Source organism: Streptomyces sp. NPDC052496, assembly GCF_040679095.1.
GTDB lineage: Bacteria > Actinomycetota > Actinomycetes > Streptomycetales > Streptomycetaceae > Streptomyces.
Genome location: NZ_JBFAUH010000015.1, coordinates 177,924 through 198,186 on the forward strand (window position 1 = coordinate 177,924; position 20,263 = coordinate 198,186).

19 protein-coding genes are annotated in these 20,263 nt (G+C 72.3%); 17 read left to right on the top strand and 2 right to left on the bottom strand.

Going from position 1 to position 20,263, the window contains the following annotated elements:
* Window positions 1–137: 137 nt before the first annotated feature.
* The 5 genes from AB0L45_RS21430 (at window position 138) to AB0L45_RS21450 (ending at window position 5,328) form a co-directional block, all read left to right on the top strand.
* Window positions 138–857, top strand: coding sequence for an MBL fold metallo-hydrolase (locus tag AB0L45_RS21430; protein WP_365842137.1), 720 nt, complete (start codon window positions 138–140; stop codon window positions 855–857).
* 11 nt (window positions 858–868) lie between these two features.
* Entirely contained in the window at window positions 869–2,131 is a 1,263-nt protein-coding gene (gene hisS / locus AB0L45_RS21435; RefSeq protein ID WP_365842139.1) for a histidine--tRNA ligase, read from the top strand.
* 209 nt (window positions 2,132–2,340) lie between these two features.
* Window positions 2,341–2,985, top strand: a complete 645-nt coding sequence (locus AB0L45_RS21440; RefSeq protein WP_365842141.1) for a vitamin K epoxide reductase family protein — start codon at window positions 2,341–2,343, stop codon at window positions 2,983–2,985.
* A gap of 87 nt (window positions 2,986–3,072) precedes the next feature.
* Window positions 3,073–4,428 carry a replication-associated recombination protein A gene (locus AB0L45_RS21445; RefSeq protein ID WP_365842143.1) on the top strand — a complete coding sequence of 452 codons (1,356 nt, stop codon included), beginning with the start codon at window positions 3,073–3,075 and terminating at the stop codon, window positions 4,426–4,428.
* A gap of 384 nt (window positions 4,429–4,812) precedes the next feature.
* Window positions 4,813–5,328 carry a 2,4'-dihydroxyacetophenone dioxygenase family protein gene (locus AB0L45_RS21450; RefSeq protein WP_365842145.1) on the top strand — a complete coding sequence of 172 codons (516 nt, stop codon included), beginning with the start codon at window positions 4,813–4,815 and terminating at the stop codon, window positions 5,326–5,328.
* A 63-nt stretch (window positions 5,329–5,391) separates the two neighbouring features.
* Here the strand turns inward: AB0L45_RS21450 and AB0L45_RS21455 are convergent, their stop codons facing one another.
* On the bottom strand, window positions 5,392–6,150 hold the full coding sequence (locus tag AB0L45_RS21455) for a DUF2470 domain-containing protein (protein WP_365842147.1): 759 nt from the start codon (window positions 6,148–6,150) through the stop codon (window positions 5,392–5,394).
* Window positions 6,151–6,153: 3 nt separating this feature from the next.
* Between AB0L45_RS21455 and AB0L45_RS21460 the strand changes: the two genes are divergently transcribed.
* Both AB0L45_RS21460 and rpsD read left to right on the top strand, forming a co-directional pair.
* A complete protein-coding gene (locus tag AB0L45_RS21460) occupies window positions 6,154–6,297 on the top strand; it encodes a hypothetical protein (protein ID WP_365842149.1) in 144 nt (47 codons plus the stop codon).
* Window positions 6,298–6,335: 38 nt separating this feature from the next.
* Complete coding sequence (gene rpsD / locus AB0L45_RS21465; protein ID WP_365842151.1) at window positions 6,336–6,947, top strand: 30S ribosomal protein S4; 612 nt, start codon at window positions 6,336–6,338, stop codon at window positions 6,945–6,947.
* Window positions 6,948–7,002: 55 nt separating this feature from the next.
* On the opposite strand, the gene AB0L45_RS21470 is transcribed toward rpsD, so the two are convergent.
* A complete protein-coding gene (locus tag AB0L45_RS21470; protein WP_365842153.1) occupies window positions 7,003–9,252 on the bottom strand; it encodes an AAA family ATPase in 2,250 nt (749 codons plus the stop codon).
* A 168-nt stretch (window positions 9,253–9,420) separates the two neighbouring features.
* Between AB0L45_RS21470 and AB0L45_RS21475 the strand changes: the two genes are divergently transcribed.
* The 10 genes from AB0L45_RS21475 (at window position 9,421) to aroQ (ending at window position 19,846) form a co-directional block, all read left to right on the top strand.
* Window positions 9,421–9,855, top strand: coding sequence for a DUF948 domain-containing protein (locus tag AB0L45_RS21475; RefSeq protein WP_365842155.1), 435 nt, complete (start codon window positions 9,421–9,423; stop codon window positions 9,853–9,855).
* Window positions 9,856–9,863: 8 nt separating this feature from the next.
* The gene (locus AB0L45_RS21480; protein WP_365842157.1) at window positions 9,864–10,217 is read left to right on the top strand and encodes a DUF6167 family protein; all 354 of its coding nucleotides are present in this window, start codon (window positions 9,864–9,866) and stop codon (window positions 10,215–10,217) included.
* Window positions 10,217–12,886: an alanine--tRNA ligase gene (gene alaS / locus AB0L45_RS21485; RefSeq protein ID WP_365842159.1), complete on the top strand. Its 2,670-nt coding sequence runs from the start codon at window positions 10,217–10,219 to the stop codon at window positions 12,884–12,886. The genes AB0L45_RS21480 and alaS overlap by 1 nt, the downstream gene beginning before the upstream one ends.
* A 13-nt stretch (window positions 12,887–12,899) precedes the next feature.
* Window positions 12,900–13,364, top strand: coding sequence for a Holliday junction resolvase RuvX (ruvX, locus tag AB0L45_RS21490; RefSeq protein WP_003984688.1), 465 nt, complete (start codon window positions 12,900–12,902; stop codon window positions 13,362–13,364).
* 125 nt (window positions 13,365–13,489) lie between these two features.
* Window positions 13,490–15,391: an endolytic transglycosylase MltG gene (gene mltG / locus AB0L45_RS21495; RefSeq protein WP_365842161.1), complete on the top strand. Its 1,902-nt coding sequence runs from the start codon at window positions 13,490–13,492 to the stop codon at window positions 15,389–15,391.
* A 170-nt stretch (window positions 15,392–15,561) separates the two neighbouring features.
* Window positions 15,562–16,401, top strand: a complete 840-nt coding sequence (locus AB0L45_RS21500; protein WP_365842163.1) for a shikimate dehydrogenase — start codon at window positions 15,562–15,564, stop codon at window positions 16,399–16,401.
* 160 nt (window positions 16,402–16,561) lie between these two features.
* A complete protein-coding gene (gene aroC, locus AB0L45_RS21505) occupies window positions 16,562–17,746 on the top strand; it encodes a chorismate synthase (RefSeq protein ID WP_365842165.1) in 1,185 nt (394 codons plus the stop codon).
* Window positions 17,743–18,324, top strand: a complete 582-nt coding sequence (locus tag AB0L45_RS21510) for a shikimate kinase (RefSeq protein ID WP_365842167.1) — start codon at window positions 17,743–17,745, stop codon at window positions 18,322–18,324. The genes aroC and AB0L45_RS21510 overlap by 4 nt, the downstream gene beginning before the upstream one ends.
* On the top strand, window positions 18,321–19,412 hold the full coding sequence (aroB, locus tag AB0L45_RS21515; protein ID WP_365842169.1) for a 3-dehydroquinate synthase: 1,092 nt from the start codon (window positions 18,321–18,323) through the stop codon (window positions 19,410–19,412). Before AB0L45_RS21510 ends, aroB begins: the two co-directional genes overlap by 4 nt.
* Entirely contained in the window at window positions 19,409–19,846 is a 438-nt protein-coding gene (gene aroQ, locus AB0L45_RS21520; protein WP_365842171.1) for a type II 3-dehydroquinate dehydratase, read from the top strand. The genes aroB and aroQ overlap by 4 nt, the downstream gene beginning before the upstream one ends.
* Window positions 19,847–20,263 lie beyond the last annotated feature (417 nt).

Sequence of the window (20,263 nt, forward strand, 5' to 3'; positions counted from 1 at the left end):
CGCTGAGGTCTGCCGTGGGCCGTACCGTATACGGGTTCGCCCGGGTGGGAGTCCCGCCGGTAGGCTCTTCAACAGCCGAAATCTTCCGGATCACCGCGCGGTGATCCGTCCGCCGCTGTCGAATGTTGAGGACGAACGTGCTCATTGCCGGGTTCCCCGCCGGGGCCTGGGGGACCAACTGTTACCTGGTCGCCCCGGCCGCAGGCGAGGAGTGCGTGATCATCGACCCGGGCCACCAGGCCGCCCAGGGCGTCGAGGAAGCACTGAAGAAGCATCGGCTCAAGCCCGTCGCCGTCGTCCTCACCCACGGCCATATCGACCACGTCGCCTCGGTCGTCCCGGTGTGCGGCGCGCACGACGTGCCCGCCTGGATCCACCCCGAGGACCGCTACATGATGAGCGACCCGGAGAAGGCCCTCGGCCGCTCCATCGGGCAGCAGCTCATGGGCGAGCTGACCGTGGGGGAGCCGGACGACGTCAAGGAACTGGGCGACGGCGCGACGCTGGAGCTGGCCGGGATGGAGTTCTCGGTCGCGCACGCCCCGGGCCATACCAAGGGGTCGGTGACCTTCCGGATGCCCGAGCAGGCCGACATTCCGCCGGTCTTCTTCTCGGGCGACCTGCTGTTCGCCGGCTCCATCGGACGTACCGACCTGCCGGGCGGCGACCACGCCGAGATACTGCGGTCGCTGGAGCGGGTGTGCCTGCCCCTCCAGGACGAGACCGTCGTACTGTCCGGCCACGGCCCCCAGACCACCATCGGCCGCGAGCGCGCCACCAACCCGTTCCTGCGGGAGGTGGCCGCCGGCCTCGGAGGCGGCGCACCACACAGCCCGGCTCCGCGACGAGGAATGTGACGAGAACTTCCGTGAGCACCTTCAAGGCCCCCAAGGGCACCTACGACCTGATCCCGCCGCAGTCCGCGACCTTCCTGGCGGTGCGCGAGGCCATCTCCGGGCCGCTCAAGCGGTCGGGGTACGGCTACATCGAGACGCCCGGATTCGAGAACGTCGAGCTGTTCGCGCGCGGTGTCGGTGAGTCCACCGACATCGTGACCAAGGAGATGTACGCCTTCGAGACGAAGGGCGGCGACCAGCTCGCGCTGCGCCCCGAAGGCACCGCCTCCGTGCTGCGCGCCGCGCTGGAGGCCAACCTCCACAAGGCGGGCAACCTCCCCGTCAAGCTCTGGTACTCCGGCTCGTACTACCGCTACGAGCGTCCGCAGAAGGGCCGCTACCGCCACTTCTCCCAGGTCGGCGCCGAAGCCATCGGTGCCGAGGACCCGGCGCTGGACGCCGAGCTGATCATCCTGGCCAACGACGCGTACCGGTCGCTGGGCCTGCGGAACTTCCGCATCCTGCTCAACTCGCTCGGCGACAAGGAGTGCCGTCCCGTCTACCGGACCGCCCTCCAGGAGTTCCTGTACGGGCTCGACCTGGACGAGGACACCCGGCGCCGCGCCGAGATCAACCCGCTGCGGGTGCTCGACGACAAGCGCCCCGACGTGCAGAAGCAGCTCGTCGGCGCGCCGCTGCTGCGCGACCACCTGTGCGAGGCGTGCAAGGCGTACCACGAGCAGGTGCGCGAGCTGCTGACGGCGGCGGGCGTCGTGTACGAGGACGACCCGAAGCTGGTACGCGGCCTGGACTACTACACCCGTACGACGTTCGAGTTCGTCCACGACGGCCTGGGCTCGCAGTCCGCGGTCGGCGGCGGCGGGCGCTACGACGGCCTGTCCGAGATGATCGGCGGCCCCGCGCTGCCGTCGGTGGGCTGGGCGCTCGGCGTGGACCGTACGGTCCTGGCGCTGGAGGCCGAGGGCGTCGAGCTGGAGCTGCCCGCGAGCACGGCGGTGTTCGCCGTGCCGCTCGGCGAGGAGGCCCGGCGGGCGCTGTTCGCCACGGTCACCGAGCTGCGCCGGGCCGGTGTCGCCACCGACTTCGCGTACGGCGGCAAGGGCCTGAAGAACGCGATGAAGTCGGCGAACCGCTCGGGCGCCCGCCTCGCGGTGGTCGCCGGTGAGCGGGATCTGGCCGAAGGCGTCGTCCAGCTCAAGGACCTGGAGAGCGGCGAACAGACCCCGGTCGCCCTGGACGGGGTCGTCGAAGAGGTCCGCCGCCGGCTCGGCTGATCCCGGCCGCCCCTGTACGGGGCGCCCGTCATCGGGTAGGAGGCCCCCTTCCGGGCGTCCACCGCGCTGTGCGCGCGGTGGCTCGGAAGGGGGCCTTTATGCGCAGTGAACGGTGGTCGCGTGTCCGGTTGGGGCAGAATGAGGGCCCGGCGCGCGCCAGTTGGAACGCGCCGTCCGCTCACTCCCCAAGGCACCGACGGAACGGCGATATGACGACGACAGCGCTTGACGACGTGTCCACCGGCGACGATCACCCCGGTCGCGGCGGCGGCACGGTCGGCTCGGGACGGGGTCTGGCCTGGCTGCTGGTGATCACCAGCGCCCTGGGGCTCCTCGCGTCCTGGGTGATCACCTTGGACAAGATCGAGCTGCTGAAAGACCCCAACTTCAAGCCGGCGTGCAGCCTGAGCCCGATCGTCTCCTGCGGCAGCGTGATGCAGAGCCCGCAGGCCGAGGTCTTCGGCTTCCCCAACCCGGTCGCCGGCCTCATCGCGTTCGGCGTGGTCATCGGGATCGGCGTCGGGCTGCTCGCGGGCGCCCGCTACCGCGCCTGGTACTGGATCGGTCTGAACGTCGGCTCGCTCGCGGGCGCCGTGTTCTGCATGTGGCTGATGTCGCAGTCGCTGTACGTCATCAACTCGCTGTGCCTGTGGTGCACGCTGACCTGGTGCGTCACCATCCTGATGTTCTGGTACACCACCGTGCACAACCTCAAGCACGGGATCATCCCCGCGCCGGCGGGCCTGCGGAAGGCCGTGCTGGAGTTCCACTGGGTGGTGCCGGTGCTCTGGTACGGCGTGATCGCGCTGCTGATCCTCACCAAGTGGTGGTCCTACTGGAGCAGCCTGATCTGAGGCGCGGAACGCGGCCGGGGGCCGATCGGTGCCCGTACCGATCGGCCCCCGGCCGCGTTGTCAGTGCGGTGGCATAGGCTCTGAAGCGTGGAGCCCGACCTGTTCACCGCCGCTGCCGAAGACCGCCAGGAGAAGGACCCGACCGGGTCACCCCTCGCCGTACGGATGCGTCCGCGCACCCTCGACGAGGTGGTCGGCCAGCAGCATCTGCTCAAGCCGGGCTCACCGCTGCGCCGCCTGGTCGGTGAGGGCAACGGCGGACCCGCCGGCCCGTCCTCCGTCTTCCTGTGGGGCCCGCCCGGCATCGGCAAGACCACCCTCGCGTACGTGGTCAGCCAGGCGACGAACAAGCGCTTCGTGGAGCTGTCCGCGATCACCGCGGGCGTGAAGGAAGTGCGGGCCGTCATCGACGGCGCGCGCCGCGCCTCCGGCGGCTACGGCAAGGAGACCGTCCTCTTCCTCGACGAGATCCACCGCTTCAGCAAGGCCCAGCAGGACTCCCTGCTGCCCGCCGTCGAGAACCGCTGGGTGACGCTGATCGCCGCCACCACCGAGAACCCGTACTTCTCGGTGATCTCCCCGCTGCTCTCCCGCTCCCTGCTGCTGACGCTCGAACCGCTCACCGACGACGACCTGCGCGGCCTGCTCAAGCGCGCGCTGACGGACGCGCGCGGGCTGGCGGGCGCGGTCACGCTGCCCGAGGACACCGAGGCGCACCTGCTGCGCATCGCGGGCGGCGACGCCCGCCGCGCGCTCACGGCTCTGGAAGCCGGGGCCGGGTCCGCGATCTCCAAGGGGGAGAAGGAGATCACCCTTCAGACCCTGGAGGAGTCCGTCGACCGGGCGGCCGTGAAGTACGACCGGGCCGGCGACCAGCACTACGACGTCGCCAGCGCCCTGATCAAGTCCATCCGCGGCTCGGACGTGGACGCGGCGCTGCACTACCTTGCGCGGATGATCGAGGCGGGGGAGGACCCGCGGTTCATCGCCCGCCGGCTGATGATCTCGGCGAGCGAGGACATCGGGCTCGCCGACCCGTCCGCCCTGCAGACCGCGGTCGCCGCCGCCCAGGCCGTCGCGCTGATCGGCTTCCCCGAGGCGCGCATCACCCTCAGCCAGGCCACGATCGCGCTGGCGCTGGCCCCCAAGTCCAACGCGGCCTACCTCGCGATCGACGCGGCCCTCGCGGACGTACGGGCCGGGCTCGCCGGCCCCGTGCCGCCGCATCTGCGCGACAGCCACTACAAGGGCGCCGAGAAGCTGGGCCACGGCAAGGGTTACCAGTATCCGCACGACCTGCCGGGCGGGATCGCGGCCCAGCAGTACGCGCCGGACGAGGTGCACGGGAAGCGGTATTACGAGCCGACGCGGTACGGCTCCGAGGCGCGGTACGCGGAGGTGACGGAGCGAGTGCGGAGCCGCTTGCGCGGCGAGGAGCCGTGATCACGGGCGGGGTGATGGGGGGGGCGGTGCCGCTCCTGGGTGCGGGTTGCCGGTGGCCGGCGGCCGTCCTCAAACGCCGGACGGGCATGATTGTGCTGGGTTCGGGGGTGTTCCCAAGCGTCGGACGGGCTTGGTTTTGCTGGGTTCGGGGTTGTCCTCAAGCGCCGGACGGGCTTGATCTTGCCGGGCTGCGGGGCGTTTTCCAGCGTCGGGCGAACGCGCATTGTGCCGGGCCGAGGCCGTCAGGTGTGGTCGGCTGAGGGCCGCCCCCGGCGGGGCTCGCCCGCGGCCGTCCTGGAAGGCACTGTCGCGTCGGGCCGGGCAGCGTCGAACATGGCGGGTGCTCGTGTGTCCGTGGCAGTGCCGACCGGAAGGACGTCCGCCATGACGATCAGCTCGAACCCGGGTGCGGACAGTCTGGCCGCGATCGAAGCGCGGATCGACCGGCGCCGGGACCAGTACGCGCTGCCGGAAGGCCACATCGCGGAGGCCGACTCGCCCTGGCTGCCCTTCGTCCCGCAGGTGATGATCAAGCACCTGACGTTCGACATCCGCAGCGGCTCGGCCGCGAACGTCCTGTGGGTGCAGGCCGGCGGCGTGCTGGGCCGGCACCGCCACCGCGGCCCGGTCTCGGGCTATGTGCTCGACGGCAGCTGGCGCTACCTGGAGTACGACTGGATCGGCCGGCCCGGCGACTTCGTCCGGGAGAGCCCGGGCCGTACCCACACCCTGGTCTCCGACGAGGGCATGAAGACCGTCTTCTGGCTGAACGGGCCGGTGGAGTTCCTCGACGAGCGGGACCGGGTGACCGAGGTGGTCGACGTCTTCTGGTTCATCGACCACTACGAGCGCGGCTGCCAGGAGCAGGGCGTTCCGGTCAACCGGACGCTGTATCTGTGATCCGCTCGCCGGTCGCCGGACGGGCGGGCCGGCTGCCCGTCCGGCGACCGGCGGCTCTCGGGATCATCCCGAAGCGGCCGCGTCGAAGAGGGTGTGCATCGCCCGGCGCAGCTCGGCGACGTCCCGGACGGGTTCCGGGAAGTCGAAGCGGGCGTCGAAGGAGCGGTGCGCGGTGTCGGTGAAGCGGACGCGCAGGCCGAAGCGGTCCAGCGCCACGGGCACCGCGCGGTCGCGGAAGTCGCAGGCGCGCTGTGAGCGGTCGCCGAGGAGCGTGCACAGGCCGCGGACCTGGTCGCTGTGGGCCGAGTGGAGATGCTGGAGCAGTTCGGCCTCGTGGGTCGCCAGCGGGTCCGGCTCGGCCCTGGCGAACTCCTCCGGCTCGACGGACTGCGCGCCCCACAGGTCGTCCACGGCCGCCTCGCCGACCTCCATGCGCAGCATCATCCAGGCCGGCCGCCCGAACATGCCCGGCGGCGGGTCCGGCTGCAGCGCCTCGCCGATGCCGAGCAGCTCGCCGACCGGGTGCCGCTCGGCGAGCAGCATGGCGGCGCGGGCGCGCTCCTCGTTGCGTACGGGGGTGAGCCAGCCCGCGACCCAGGCGCGGCCGCGGATGCGGTGGGGCACCGAGACGGGTGCCACATCGGTGATCTCCATCACGGCGGTGAGGTCGTCGTCCTGGGCGTGCGCGGCGGCTCTGGCGGCCGCGGAGTCCCCGGGGACCAGGAGGAGTACGTCACCAGCACTGGTGACCGTACGGCATACTGGTGCGGAGAGTCCGGCGTCGTCGGGGTCCTCGATTCCGGGGATGCTCAGCGAGGCCATACCATGGGACTCGACGAGGGTTCGTACGCGCTCGGCGGCGGCTGGCTGCTGGGCGTCTTCCACGGGACGCGGCTGACCCGTCCCGGTGCTCTGACCAGCACCGGGCAGGGGGATCCCAGGTCGAAACATGCGTTCTCCTCGAAGTAAGGTAAGCCTAACCTAACCTACACGGAGGTCCGTTCCACGTGAACCAGTCGCGTCCCAAGGTCAAGAAGTCGCGCGCTCTCGGCATCGCCCTGACGCCGAAGGCCGTCAAGTACTTCGAGGCCCGTCCCTACCCGCCCGGCGAGCACGGCCGTGGCCGCAAGCAGAACAGTGACTACAAGGTCCGTCTGCTGGAGAAGCAGCGTCTGCGCGCGCAGTACGACATCAGCGAGCGCCAGATGGTGCGCGCCTACGACCGCGCTCGGAAGGTCGAAGGCAAGACAGGCGAAGCCCTGATCATCGAGCTTGAGCGCCGTCTGGACGCGCTCGTCCTGCGTTCGGGTATCGCCCGGACGATCTACCAGGCCCGTCAGATGGTCGTCCACGGCCACATCTCGGTGAACGACCGCAAGGTCGACAAGCCGTCCTTCCGCGTCCGTCCCGACGACGTCGTGATGGTCCGCGAGCGCAGCCGCGAGAAGCACCCCTTCCAGGTCGCTCGCGAGGGTGGTTACGCCCCCGACGGCGAGACCCCCCGCTACCTGCAGGTCAACCTCAAGGCCCTGGCGTTCCGCCTGGACCGTGACCCGCAGCGCAAGGAGATCCCGGTGATCTGCGACGAGCAGCTCGTCGTCGAGTACTACGCCCGTTGATCCAGGCGTAGTCACCGCACGGCCGCGCGCCCCGCGCGCGCAGCCGACCGCGTGCTCAGCCCGTCGTCTCCCCGCCGCTCGCGGTGGGGGAGGCGGCGGGTTCGTCTGTTTCCGGGCGCGGTCGCGGCGCCGTGGCACGCGGGCCCGGTACGGCACCGTCCGGCCGGGACTCCCCGTCGCCGTCCAGGACACGGGCGACCGCCGCGTCCAGGTCCAGCCGGGCGCCGGCGGCCACGCAGCGCTCGTACCGCTCCGCCCCGAGCAGCTGCCGCGCCTGCTCCTCGCACAGCTGATGCGGCTGGTTGTAGTAGCGGGAGCCGAACAGCGGCAGCCCCACCGAGGGCCAGATCCGCCCGGCGGCCCCCTGGAGCAGCGCCGCCTCCGCCGGATCGCCTTCGCCGAGCGTGACCAGGGCCAGCAGCTCGATGGCCAGCACGGCGCCCAGCAGGTCGTGGAAGGCGTGGTCGATGGCCAGGCACTCCTCCAGCAGCGCGCGCGCCCGCGCCCCCTCGCCGCGGCTCCAGGCCGCATAGGCCAGTACGAACAGCGCGTACGCCAGGGTCCACCGCTCCCCGTGGTCGTCGCAGATCTGCTGTACGTCCTCACAGAGCCGCACCGCCTGCGCCAGGTCGCCCTGGAAGGCCACCGCCATCGCCAGTTCGACCTGCCCCATCAGCACGTTGCTGTTGAGTTCGCCGATCTCCCGGTAGCGGCCGAGCGCGTCGCGCAGCAGCCGCTCGGCGCGCGGCATGTCGTCGCGGACCAGCGCCAGGCAGCCGGTGCGGTGCACGGCGTACGCGGCCGCGGTGGCGCTGCCCGCGCGCTCCGCCTCCACGCCGCACTTCTGGAGCACGACCGTCGCGCCGACCGCGTCGCCCTGGAGCACCGCCACGTATCCGGCCACCCAGAGGGCCTTCAGCCGGGCGTCGTCGTGCTCGCTGTCCAGCTCCAGGGAGCGGTCGAGCCAGTGCCGCCCCTCCGAGAGCCGTCCGCAGCCGACCCAGTAGAACCACAGGGTGCCCGCCAGGTACTGGCCCAGGTGTGCGTCCCCGGGGCTGTCGAGGCTGTATTCCAGGGCGATCCGCAGATTGGGCAGCTCACACTCGATACGGGCGGCCACTTCGGCCTGCCTCGGGCTGAACCAGTCCAGCTCGCACCAGGTGGCCAGGCCCACGTACCAGTCGCGGTGTCTGCGGCGCAGCCGCTCGACGTCGCCCAGCGCTTCCAGCCAGCCCGCCCCGTACTCCCGGACGGTGTCCAGCATCCGGTAGCGCAGGCCCGCCGCGGTCTCCTCCCGTACGACCACGGACTGGGCCACCAGCTCGCCGAGGACGTCGAGCAGCTCGACCGCCGGCAGGTCGGGGCCCGAGCAGATGTACTCCGCGGCGTCGAGGTCGAACTGCCCGGCGAAGACCGAAAGCCGCGCCCACAGCAGCCGTTCCGCGGGCGTGCACAGCTCGTGGCTCCAGCCGATCGTCGTGCGCAGCGTCTGGTGGCGCGACGCGGGCGCCTGCTCGCCCGGCGACGGTGCGGCGAAGGCCGGGGGACCGGTGCGGGCGCCGCCGGTCAGCAGCCGGAAGCGGTCGTCGAGCCGGTGCAGCACCTGCTCCAGCGACAGCACCCGCAGCCGCCCGGCCGCCAGCTCCAGGGCGAGCGGGATGCCGTCCAGCCGGCGGCACAGCTCGGCGACGGTGGCCTCACCGCTCGCGTCGGTACGGAAACCGGGCAGCACGGCCGTGGCGCGGTCGCGGAAGAGGACCGCCGCGTCCGGGCCGTCCATCGGCGGCAGCGGCAGGTTCTGCTCGCCGGGCAGGCCGAGGGGGCGGCGGCCCGCCGCCAGGACGCGCAGGCCGGGCGCCCGCCGGAGCAGATCGGCGGCGAGCGCGGCGCACTCGTCGACCAGGTGCTCGTACCCGTCCAGGACGAGCAGCAGCTCGCGGCCGGCGAGGTGGTCGCGCAGCGCGGCGCGCGGCGGCCGGCCGGTGTGGTCGGCGAGGCCCAGCGTCTCGGCGACGGCGTGGTCCAGCAGGCCGCCGTGGCGCAGGGCGGCCAGTTCGACCAGCCACACCCCATCGCAGAAGCGATCCTGCAAGATCGCTGCGGCCTGGGTGGCGAGCCGGGTCTTCCCGACCCCGCCGACACCGGTGAGCGTCACCAGCCGGGCATCCTCCAGGTGACCGGCGAGCGCGGCCAGCTCGCCGCCACGGCCGACGAACCGGGTCAGCTCCGCGGGCAGGTTCCCGGGCACCCGCAGGCGCGCGGTGAACGGGCGGGAAACGGGACCGGGGCGCAGGGAGCGTCGCATGGAACACGGAGCGTACTCGCAGGTGTGCGCACCGTACAATCGCCCGGCGGTGGGCCCCGCGCCGCACGGGATACGCGGTACGGGCGGACGGCCGCGGCGCGATAGGCTCGGGCTCTGCCGTTCGAGCAGGACGGGACCAGACCAAATCAGTCGGAGAGTGGTGCCAACGTGTCCGGTGGAGAGGTGGCCGGGATCCTCGTGGCCGTCTTCTGGGCGATCCTCGTGTCCTTCCTCGCCCTCGTGCTGGTGAGGCTCGCACAGACGCTCAAGGCGACGACCAAGATGGTCGCCGAGGTGTCCGAACAGGCCGTACCCCTCCTGGCCGACGCGTCCGCGACCGTCCGCTCCGCGCACACCCAGCTCGCCCGCGTCGACGCGATCGCCTCCGACGTCCAGGAGGTCACCGCCAACGCCTCCGCGCTCTCCTCGACCGTCTCCTCCGCGTTCGGCGGACCGCTGGTCAAGGTCGCGGCGTTCGGCTACGGCGTGCGCCGCGCGATCGGCAAGAAGGGCGCGCCGCCCGAGCCGAAGCGCACCGTCGTCGGCCGTACCCTGCCCGCAGCCCGCCGAGGCGGGCGCCGCAACCGTCGCTCCAAGGACTGATCGCCGCGATGTTCCGCCGCGCATTCTGGTTCACCACCGGCGCCGCCGCCGGAGTCTGGGCCACCACCAAGGTCAACCGCAAGCTGCGCAAGCTCCAGCCCGACAGCCTCGCGGCGCAGGCCGCCGACAAGGCCGTCGAGACCGGACAGCGGCTGCGCCAATTCGCGTTGGACGTCCGGACGGGAATGGCGGACCGTGAAGGGCAGCTGCACGAAGCACTGGGCCTGACGGACCGGGGTGACGCCCGCGAGCTGCCGCCGGCGCGCCCCCGCACCGCGCTCGAAACGACGCAGTACCAGATCACGCAGCACCGTACGAGAACACCCGGACCGACCGGACCGACCGGAAATGAGGACCACTGATGGAGTCGGCTGAAATCCGCCGCCGCTGGCTGCGCTTCTTCGAGGAGCGCGGGCACACCGTCGTGCCGTCGGCGTCGCTCATCGCGGACGACCCGACGCTGCTGCTGGTCCCCGCGGGCATGGTGCCCTTCAAGCCGTACTTCCTCGGCGAGGTCAAGCCGCCCTTCGCCCGCGCCACCAGCGTCCAGAAGTGCGTGCGCACGCCGGACATCGAAGAGGTCGGCAAGACCACCCGGCACGGCACGTTCTTCCAGATGTGCGGCAACTTCTCCTTCGGCGACTACTTCAAGGAAGGCGCCATCACGTACGCCTGGGAGCTGCTGACCAGCTCGCAGGCGGACGGCGGCTACGGCCTGGACCCGGAGAAGCTCTGGATCACCGTCTACCTGGACGACGACGAGGCCGAGCGCATCTGGCACGAGGTCGTCGGCGTGCCCAAGGAGCGCATCCAGCGCCTGGGCAAGTCGGAGAACTACTGGTCCATGGGCGTGCCGGGTCCGTGCGGCCCGTGCTCCGAGATCAACTACGACCGCGGCCCGGAGTTCGGCGTCGAGGGCGGCCCGGCCGTCAACGACGAGCGGTACGTGGAGATCTGGAACCTGGTCTTCATGCAGTACGAGCGCGGCGCCGGCACCGGCAAGGAGGACTTCGAGATCCTCGGTGACCTGCCGAGCCAGAACATCGACACCGGCCTCGGCCTGGAACGCCTGGCGATGATCCTCCAGGGCGTCCACAACATGTACGAGACCGACACCCTGCGTGTCGTCATCGACAAGGCCGGCGAGCTGACCGGCGTGCGCTACGGCGCCGGCGAGGACACCGACGTGTCGCTGCGCGTGGTCGCCGACCACATGCGGACGTCCACCATGCTCATCGGCGACGGCGTCACCCCCGGCAACGAGGGCCGCGGCTACGTGCTGCGCCGCATCATGCGCCGCGCCATCCGCAACATGCGCCTGCTCGGCGCCACCGGCCCGGTCGTCCACGACCTGCTGGACGTCGTCATCAAGACGATGGGCCAGCAGTACCCGGAGCTGCTGGAGGACCGCAAGCGCATCGAGACGGTGGCGCTCGCCGAGGAGGCCGCCTTCCTCAAGACGCTCAAGGCCGGCACCAACATCCTGGACACCGCGGTCAGCGAGACCAAGGCCGCCGGCAGCACGGTGCTCCCCGGCGACAAGGCGTTCCTGCTCCACGACACCTGGGGCTTCCCCATCGACCTCACCCTCGAAATGGCCGCGGAACAGGGCCTCTCGGTGGACGAGAACGGCTTCCGCCGGCTGATGAAGGAGCAGCGGGAGCGCGCCAAGGCCGACGCCCAGGCCAAGAAGCACGGCCACGCCGACCTGTCCGCCTACCGCGAGGTCGCCGACCGCGCCGGCGCCACCGTCTTCACCGGCTACAGCCACACCGAGGGCGAGTCCACCGTCGTGGGCCTGCTGGCCAACGGCGTCTCCGCGCCCGCCGCCCACGAGGGCGACGAGGTCGAGGTCGTCCTGGACCGCACCCCCTTCTACGCCGAGGGCGGCGGCCAGCTCGCCGACACCGGCCGCATCCGGCTGGAGTCCGGCGCCGTCGTCGAGGTCCGCGACGTGCAGCGGCCGGTCCCCGGCGTCACGGTGCACAAGGGCGTCGTCCAGGTCGGCGAGGTCGTGGTCGGCTCGTCCGCATACGCCACCATCGACGTCAAGCGCCGCCGGGCCATCGCCCGCGCCCACAGCGCCACCCACCTCACCCACCAGGCGCTGCGCGACGCGCTCGGCCCGACCGCCGCGCAGGCCGGTTCGGAGAACTCCCCGGGCCGCTTCCGCTTCGACTTCGGCTCGCCGGCCGCCGTGCCCGGCACCGTCCTGACCGACGTCGAGCAGCGCATCAACGAGGTGCTCTCCCGCGAGCTGGACGTCCAGGCCGAGGTGATGAGCATGGAGGACGCCAAGAAGCAGGGCGCCATCGCCGAGTTCGGCGAGAAGTACGGCGACCGGGTGCGCGTGGTGACCATCGGCGACTTCTCCAAGGAGCTGTGCGGCGGCACGCACGTCGCCAACACCGCCCAGCTGGGCCTGGTCAAGCTGCTCGGTGAGTCCTCCATCGGCTCCGGCGTGCGCCGCGTGGAGGCCCTGGTCGGCGTGGACGCGTACCAGTTCCTCGCCCGCGAGCACACCGTCGTCTCGCAGCTGACCGAGCTGGTCAAGGGCCGCCCCGAGGAGCTGCCCGAGAAGGTCTCCGGGATGCTGGCCAAGCTCCGCGAGGCCGAGAAGGAGATCGAGCGCTACCGCGCCGAGAAGGTCCTCCAGGCCGCCGCCGGGCTGGCCCAGGGCGCCAAGGACGTCCGGGGTGTCGCGCTGGCCGCCGCCCAGGTCGCCGACGGCACCTCCGCCGACGACCTGCGCAAGCTGGTGCTGGACGTGCGCGGCCGCATCCCGGGCGACCGCCCGGCCGTGGTCGCCCTGTTCACCGTGGCCAACGGCCGCCCGCTGACCGTCATCGCCACCAACGAGGCCGCCCGCGAGCGCGGCATCAAGGCCGGTGACCTGGTCCGTACGGCCGCCAAGACGCTCGGCGGCGGCGGTGGCGGCAAGCCGGACGTGGCCCAGGGCGGCGGCCAGAACGCCGCCGCGGTGCCCGAGGCCGTCGAGGCCGTCGAGCGCCTCGTGGCCGAGGCGGCCTGAGCGCGTGAGGGAGATGCGGCGCGGCAGGCGCCTCGCCATCGACGTGGGGGACGCCCGGATCGGGGTCGCCTCGTGCGACCCCGACGGGGTCCTCGCGACGCCCGTGGAGACGGTGCCCGGCCGGGACGTCCCGGCCGCGCACCGGCGCCTGAAGGCGATCGTCGAGGAGTACGAGCCCATCGAGGTCGTCGTCGGCCTGCCCCGCTCCCTGAACGGGGGAGAGGGGCCGGCCGCGGCCAAGGTGCGGGCCTTCGCGCAGGAGATGGCGCGCGGGATCGCTCCGGTGGCGGTACGTCTCGTCGATGAGCGCATGACAACCGTCACAGCCACGCAGGGGCTGCGGGCCTCCGGGGTCCGCAGCAAGAAGGGCCGTTCGGTGGTGGATCAGGCCGCTGCCGTGGTGATTCTGCAGAGCGCGCTGGAGACCGAACGGGTGTCCGGTCACCCACCCGGAGAGAGCGTCGAAGTGGTCATCTGATCGCGGTACGGTAACGTTCCGCGCGACGTCGCGGCGGATCGAACAACCGCACGTGCAGAAAGAGGCGGTCGGTACCGCAGGCGCTGCCACCCAGGAGCGCACCGCCTCGCGGCTCTAGGGGATCGATGACTGAGTATGGCCGGGGCTACGGCTCCGAACCGTGGCATCCCGACGACCCTCTCTACGGAGACCAGGGTCATTACGGGGGCCAGCCGCAACAACCTCAGCAAGGTTCCTACGGGGGGCAGTACGGCGGCCGGCAGCAGGCCGCCTACGGAGGGCAGCAGCACGGCGGTCCGCAGCACGGGGGCCAGCAGCATGGCGGTGCCCAACAGCATGGCGGTCCCCAGCACGGCGGTCCGCAGCACGGCGGTCAGCCGTCTTACGGGCAGCGGCCGCAGGACCGGCAGTGGGACGAGCTGTCCGGTCCCTACCCCCCGGCCCAGCAGCAGTACGGCGGCGGATGGGACGCCTCGCAGGGCGGCGGCGCCCCGTACGACCCGTACGGACAGCACCCGCCGGTCGACCCGTACAGCGGCCAGAGTCCCGATTACTACGGAACGCAGGACGCCTACCCGCCGCCGCGGCCGCAGCACCTCCGGCAGCAGGCCGGGCAGCAGGGATCGCACGGACAGCCCGGCCCGCACGGGCAGCCCGGTCCCCACGGACCGCAGCAGGGCCAGGGCGACCAGGGTGACCAGGTCGGCCAGTCCGCCCAGTTCGAGGCCGTACGGCCGGAGCAGCTGCGCCAGCCGCCGCACCCGTCCCCGCCCGGCGACGACTTCCGGGCCGCTCCCGGGCCGGACCAGGACGAGCAGGTACGCGATCCGGCGCACTCCTTCTTCCAGGACGAGCGCGACGAGCGGGACGGCCACGACGACGCCGGCACCGACACCGACCCGCGCGAGGAACGCCGCGCCGGCCGGGAGCGCCGCGGCAAGAAGACCAAGCAGCGCAGCCGGATGGCCTGCCTGATCGTCGCCGGTGTCTTCGTCGTCGGCGGCGGCGCGGTGGCCTACTTCGGCTACGACTTCTGGAAGAGCCACTTCGGCCCGGCCCCCGACTTCGAAGGGGAGGGCAGCGGAGAGGTCCAGGTCCAGATCCCGGCGGACAGCACCGTCCTGAAGATGGGCCTGATCCTCAAGCGCGAGGGTGTGGTCAAGAGCGCCGACGCCTTCACCGAGGCGGCGAGCGAGAACGACCAGGGCAAGCGGCTCCAGCCCGGTGCCTACTCGCTGCGCAAGCAGATGTCGGCGGCGGCCGCGGTCAAGCTCATGCTGGACCCCAAGAGCCGCAACGGCCTCACCGTCCGCGAGGGCCTGCGCAGCGGCGCCGTCTACGAGCTGATCGACAAGAAGCTGCGCCTGAAGCCCGGTACGACCAAGGACGTGGCCGTCTCCCAGGCCAAGAACCTCGGCCTGCCGTCCTGGGCGAACAGCAACCCGAAGATCAAGGACCCGCTGGAAGGGTTCCTCTACCCCTCCACCTACAGCGTCAGCGGCGCGGCGAAGCCGGCGGACGTCCTCAAGGAGATGGTGGCGCGGGCCAACCGGGAGTACACCAAGTACGACCTGGAGGAGAACGCGAAGAAGTTCGGCCTCAAGTCGCCGCTGGACCTGATCACGGTCGCCAGTCTCACCCAGGCCGAGGGCATCACCCACGACGACTTCCGCAAGATGGCCGCGGTCGTCTACAACCGGCTGGCGCCCAGCAACACGGTCACGAACCAGAAGCTGGAATTCGACTCCACGTACAACTACCTGAAGAACCAGAGCAAGATCGACATCAGTACGCGGGAGATCCGCAACTACGACGACGCGTACAACACGTACTTCTACAAGGGCCTGCCGCCGGGACCGATCGGCAACCCCGGCGAGGACGCGCTGAAGGCGACCATCGACCCGGACGACAGCGCCAAGTGGCTGTTCTTCATCTCGATCGACGGCAAGAAGACGGACTTCACGACCAACCTCAAGGACCACGAGAAGCTGGTCGAGCAGTTCAACAAGCGCAAGCGCCAGTCGTAGGCCCGGGCGCCGGCCGCCGCCGCGGGACTGCGGCGGCCGGTCCGGGGCTTCCCGCTGCCGGTCCGGAAAGGTCCGCTGCCGGTCCGGGAGGTCCGCCGCCGGTCCGGGGGCGCTCCGGCCGCCGCGCGACGGTTCGTCTATCGTTTCGCGGGTCCGAGCTGAGGAGCAGCATGTCCAGTGAAGTCCAGGGCCGACACCGTGCGGCGGTCCTCGGGTCGCCCATCGCCCATTCCCTGTCCCCGGTCCTGCACCGGGCCGCCTACGCCGAGCTGGGCCTGACCGGCTGGGAGTACGGCCGGCACGAGATCGACGAGGCCGCGCTGCCCGGCTTCATGGCGGGGCTGGACGGCGGCTGGGCGGGGCTCTCCCTGACCATGCCGCTCAAGCGGGCGGTGATCCCGCTGCTGGACGGGATCAGCGACACCGCCGCCTCCGTGGAGGCCGTGAACACGGTCGTCTTCACCGAGGACGGACGGCGCGTGGGCGACAACACCGACATCCCGGGCATGCTGGCCGCCCTGCGCGAGCGCGGTGTGCGGCAGGTCGAACAGGCCGCCGTCCTGGGCGCCGGCGCCACCGCCTCCTCCGCGCTCGCGGCCCTCTCCCGGATCTGCGTCGGCGAGGTGACCGCCTACGTACGCAGCGAGGCGCGGGCCGCGGAGATGCGCGGCTGGGGCGAGCGGCTCGGTGTGGACGTCCGTACCGCCGACTGGTCGCAGGCGGCCGCGGCCTTCGAAGCGCCGCTCGTCATCGCCACCACCCCGGCCGGGGCCACCGACGCGCTCGCCGCCGACGTGCCCGAACAGCCCGGCACCCTCTTCGACGTCCTGTACGAGCCGTGGCCGACCACCCTCGCCACGGCGTGGGGCGCCCGTGGCGGCGCGGTCGTGGGCGGCCTGGACCTCCTGGTCCACCAGGCCGTACTCCAGGTGGAGCAGATGACGGGGCGGTCCCCGGCTCCCCTGGAGGCGATGCGCGCGGCGGGGGAGGCGGCGCTCGCCGGGCGGTGACCCGGCACCTGCGGCCGCGCCCGGGCCCTTGACGCCTGTCCCGTCCGCCCCGCCCGCCCCGGTACCGGTCCGTTTCCTGGACGGGAAGCGGGCCGCGCGGGCGGACGTGGGAGGATCAGGGGAAGACTGTTCGCGCAGTAGCAGGACATGAGGAGCATCGTTGAGCAGGTTGCGCTGGCTGACGGCGGGGGAGTCGCACGGCCCCGCACTCGTGGCGACGCTGGAGGGCCTCCCGGCCGGCGTCCCGATCACCACGGACATGGTGGCGGACGCCCTGGCCCGTCGCCGGCTCGGCTATGGCCGCGGTGCCCGCATGAAGTTCGAGCGCGACGAGGTCACCTTCCTCGGCGGCGTCCGGCACGGCCGCACCCTCGGCTCGCCCGTCGCCATCATGGTCGGCAACACCGAGTGGCCCAAGTGGGAAAAGGTCATGGCGGCCGACCCGGTCGACCCGGCGGAGCTGGCCGAACTGGCCCGTAACGCCCCGCTGACCCGCCCCCGCCCCGGCCACGCGGACCTGGCCGGCATGCAGAAGTACGGCTTCGACGAGGCCCGCCCGATCCTGGAGCGCGCCTCCGCCCGCGAGACCGCGGCCCGCGTCGCGCTCGGCACGGTCGCCCGCTCCTACCTCAAGGAGACGGCCGGCATCGAGATCGTCTCGCACGTGGTCGAGCTGGCCGCCGCCAAGGCCCCGTACGGCGTGGTGCCCAAGCCCTCGGACGTGGAGCGGCTGGACGCCGACCCGGTGCGCTGCCTGGACCCGGAGGCGAGCGCGGCGATGGTCGCCGAGATCGACCAGGCCCACAAGGACGGCGACACCCTCGGCGGTGTGGTCGAGGTGCTGGCGTACGGCGTGCCCGTCGGCCTCGGCTCGCACGTGCACTGGGACCGGCGGCTGGACGCGCGGCTGGCCGGTGCCCTCATGGGCATCCAGGCCATCAAGGGCGTCGAGGTCGGCGACGGTTTCGACCTGGCCCGGGTGCCCGGCTCCCAGGCGCACGACGAGATCGTCTCCACCGACGAGGGCATTCGCCGCACCACCGGCCGCTCCGGGGGCACCGAGGGCGGTCTGACCACCGGTGAGCTGCTGCGCGTACGGGCCGCGATGAAGCCGATCGCGACCGTCCCGCGCGCCCTGGCCACCGTCGACGTGACCACCGGCGAGGCGACGCAGGCCCACCACCAGCGCTCCGACGTGTGCGCGGTCCCCGCGGCCGGCATCGTCGCCGAGGCGATGGTCGCGCTGGTGCTGGCCGACGCGGTGGCGGAGAAGTTCGGCGGCGACAGCGTGCCGGAGACCCGCCGCAACGTGCGCTCCTTCCTCGACGGCCTGGCGATCAAGTGACGCCGCCGCTCGTGGTGCTGGTGGGCCCCCCGGGCGCGGGGAAGTCCACCGTGGGGGCCCTGCTGGCCGAGCGGCTCGGCGCCGGGTACCGCGACACCGACGCGGACATCGAGGCGGGCGCGGGCAAGCCCATCCCGGAGATCTTCATCGACCACGGCGAGCCGCACTTCCGTGAGCTGGAGCGGCAGGCCGTACGCGCCGCGGTCGAGAGCCACCCCGGGGTGCTCTCGCTCGGCGGCGGAGCGATCATGGACGAGGGCACCCGCGCCCTGCTCGCCGGACTGCCCGTCGTCTTCCTGGACGTCCAACTGGCCGACGCCGTACGGCGCGTGGGGCTGGACGCGCCGCGCCCGCTGCTCGCCGTCAACCCGCGGCAGCGCTGGCGCGAGCTGATGGAGGCGCGACGGCCGCTGTACACGGAGGTCGCGCGGGCCGTGGTCGCCACAGACAGCCGGACGCCCGAAGAGGTCGCCGACGCCGTACTGGACGCATTGCAGCTACACACACCACCGGAGGCCGGGACGCCGGCGGCGGACGCCGCGGCGCCCGGCACGTCCGGGAGAGAGGAACACCCGTGACGGAGCAGGCCACCCGTATCCAGGTCGGCGGCACCGCGGGCACCGACCCGTACGAGGTCCTGGTCGGCCGGCAGCTGCTGGGCGAGCTGACGGGCCTGATCGGCAAGAAGGCCCAGCGGGTCGCGGTACTGCACCCGGAGGCGCTGGCCGCCACCGGCGAGGCGCTGCGCGAGGACCTGGCGGGCCAGGGGTACGAGGCCATCGCCGTCCAGCTGCCCAACGCCGAGGAGGCCAAGACCGCCGAGGTCGCGGCGTACTGCTGGAAGGCGCTGGGCCAGACCGGCTTCACCCGTACCGACGTGATCGTGGGCGTCGGCGGCGGCGCCACCACCGATGTGGCGGGCTTCGTGGCCGCGACGTGGCTGCGCGGCGTGCGCTGGATCGCCGTACCGACCACCGTGCTCGGCATGGTCGACGCCGCGGTCGGCGGCAAGACCGGCATCAACACCGCCGAGGGCAAGAACCTGGTCGGCGCCTTCCACCCGCCGGCCGGCGTGCTGTGCGACCTGGCCGCGCTGGACTCCCTGCCGGTGCACGACTACGTCTCCGGGCTCGCCGAGGTCATCAAGGCGGGCTTCATCGCCGACCCGGCGATCCTGGACCTGATCGAGTCCGACCCCGAGGGTGCCAAGCGCCCCGACGGACCGCACACCGCCGAGCTGATAGAGCGCGCCATCCGGGTCAAGGCCGAGGTCGTCTCCGCCGACCTCAAGGAGTCCGGACTCCGCGAGATCCTCAATTACGGGCACACCCTCGCGCACGCCATCGAGAAGAACGAGCGCTACAACTGGCGGCACGGCGCGGCCGTCTCCGTCGGCATGGTCTTCGCCGCCGAGCTGGGCCGGATCGCCGGCCGGCTGGACGACGCGACCGCCGACCGGCACCGCACCGTGCTGGGCGCGGTCGGCCTGCCGCTGACCTACCGGGGCGACCAGTGGCCCAAGCTGCTGGAGACGATGAAGGTCGACAAGAAGACCCGCGGCGACCGGCTGCGCTTCATCGTCCTGGACGGCCTGGCCAAGCCCACGGTCCTGGAGGGCCCGGACCCGGCGATGCTGCTCGCCGCGCACGCGGAGATCGCCGCGTGAGGCGCGTCCTGGTCCTCAACGGGCCCAACCTCGGCCGGCTGGGCTCCCGTGAGCCCGACGTGTACGGCGCCACGTCGTACGCCGGGCTGGTCGAGCGCTGCACCGCGCTCGGCAAGGAGCTGGGCCTGGCGGCCGAGGTCCGGGAGACCAACGACGAGGGCGAGATGGTCCGCTGGCTGCACGAGGCGGCGGACGGCTCGGTTCCGGTCGTCATCAACCCCGGCGCGTTCACCCACTACTCGTACGCGATGCGGGACGCCGCCGCGCAGCGCACCGCGCCGCTCGTCGAGGTGCACATCTCCAACCCGTACGCGCGCGAGGAGTTCCGCCACACCTCGGTGATCGCGGCCGTGGCCAGCGGTACGATCGCCGGCTTCGGCATCGGCTCCTACGAGCTGGCGCTACGCGCGCTGGCCGCCGAACTCACGGGCTGAGCCCACCCGCGCGCCCCCGGCCGTCGTGCCGTCGCCCTGTCCCCGGCCGTCGCCCTGTCGACGGCCGGGGACGTCGGCCGCCTTGCCCGGGAGACCGGCCGCCCCTGCTTGGGGCACCCGTCGCCTGCCGGGGGCACCGGTCGCCTTGCCCGGGAGACCGGCCGCCCCCGCTTGGGCACCCGCCGCCCTGCTGGGGACGTCGGCCGCCCTGCCCGGGAGACCGACCGCCCTGCGGGGAAGACCGACCGCCCCTGCCTGGGGCACCCGTCGCCCTTGCCGGGGTCACCGGCCGTCCTGCCGGGGACACCGGCCGCCCTGCCTGGGGCACCCGTCGCCTGCCGGGGACACCGGCCGCCCCGCCGGGGAGGACTGCGGCCACCTTCTTTGGGTACCGTTCGCCGGACAACCACCTCGGCC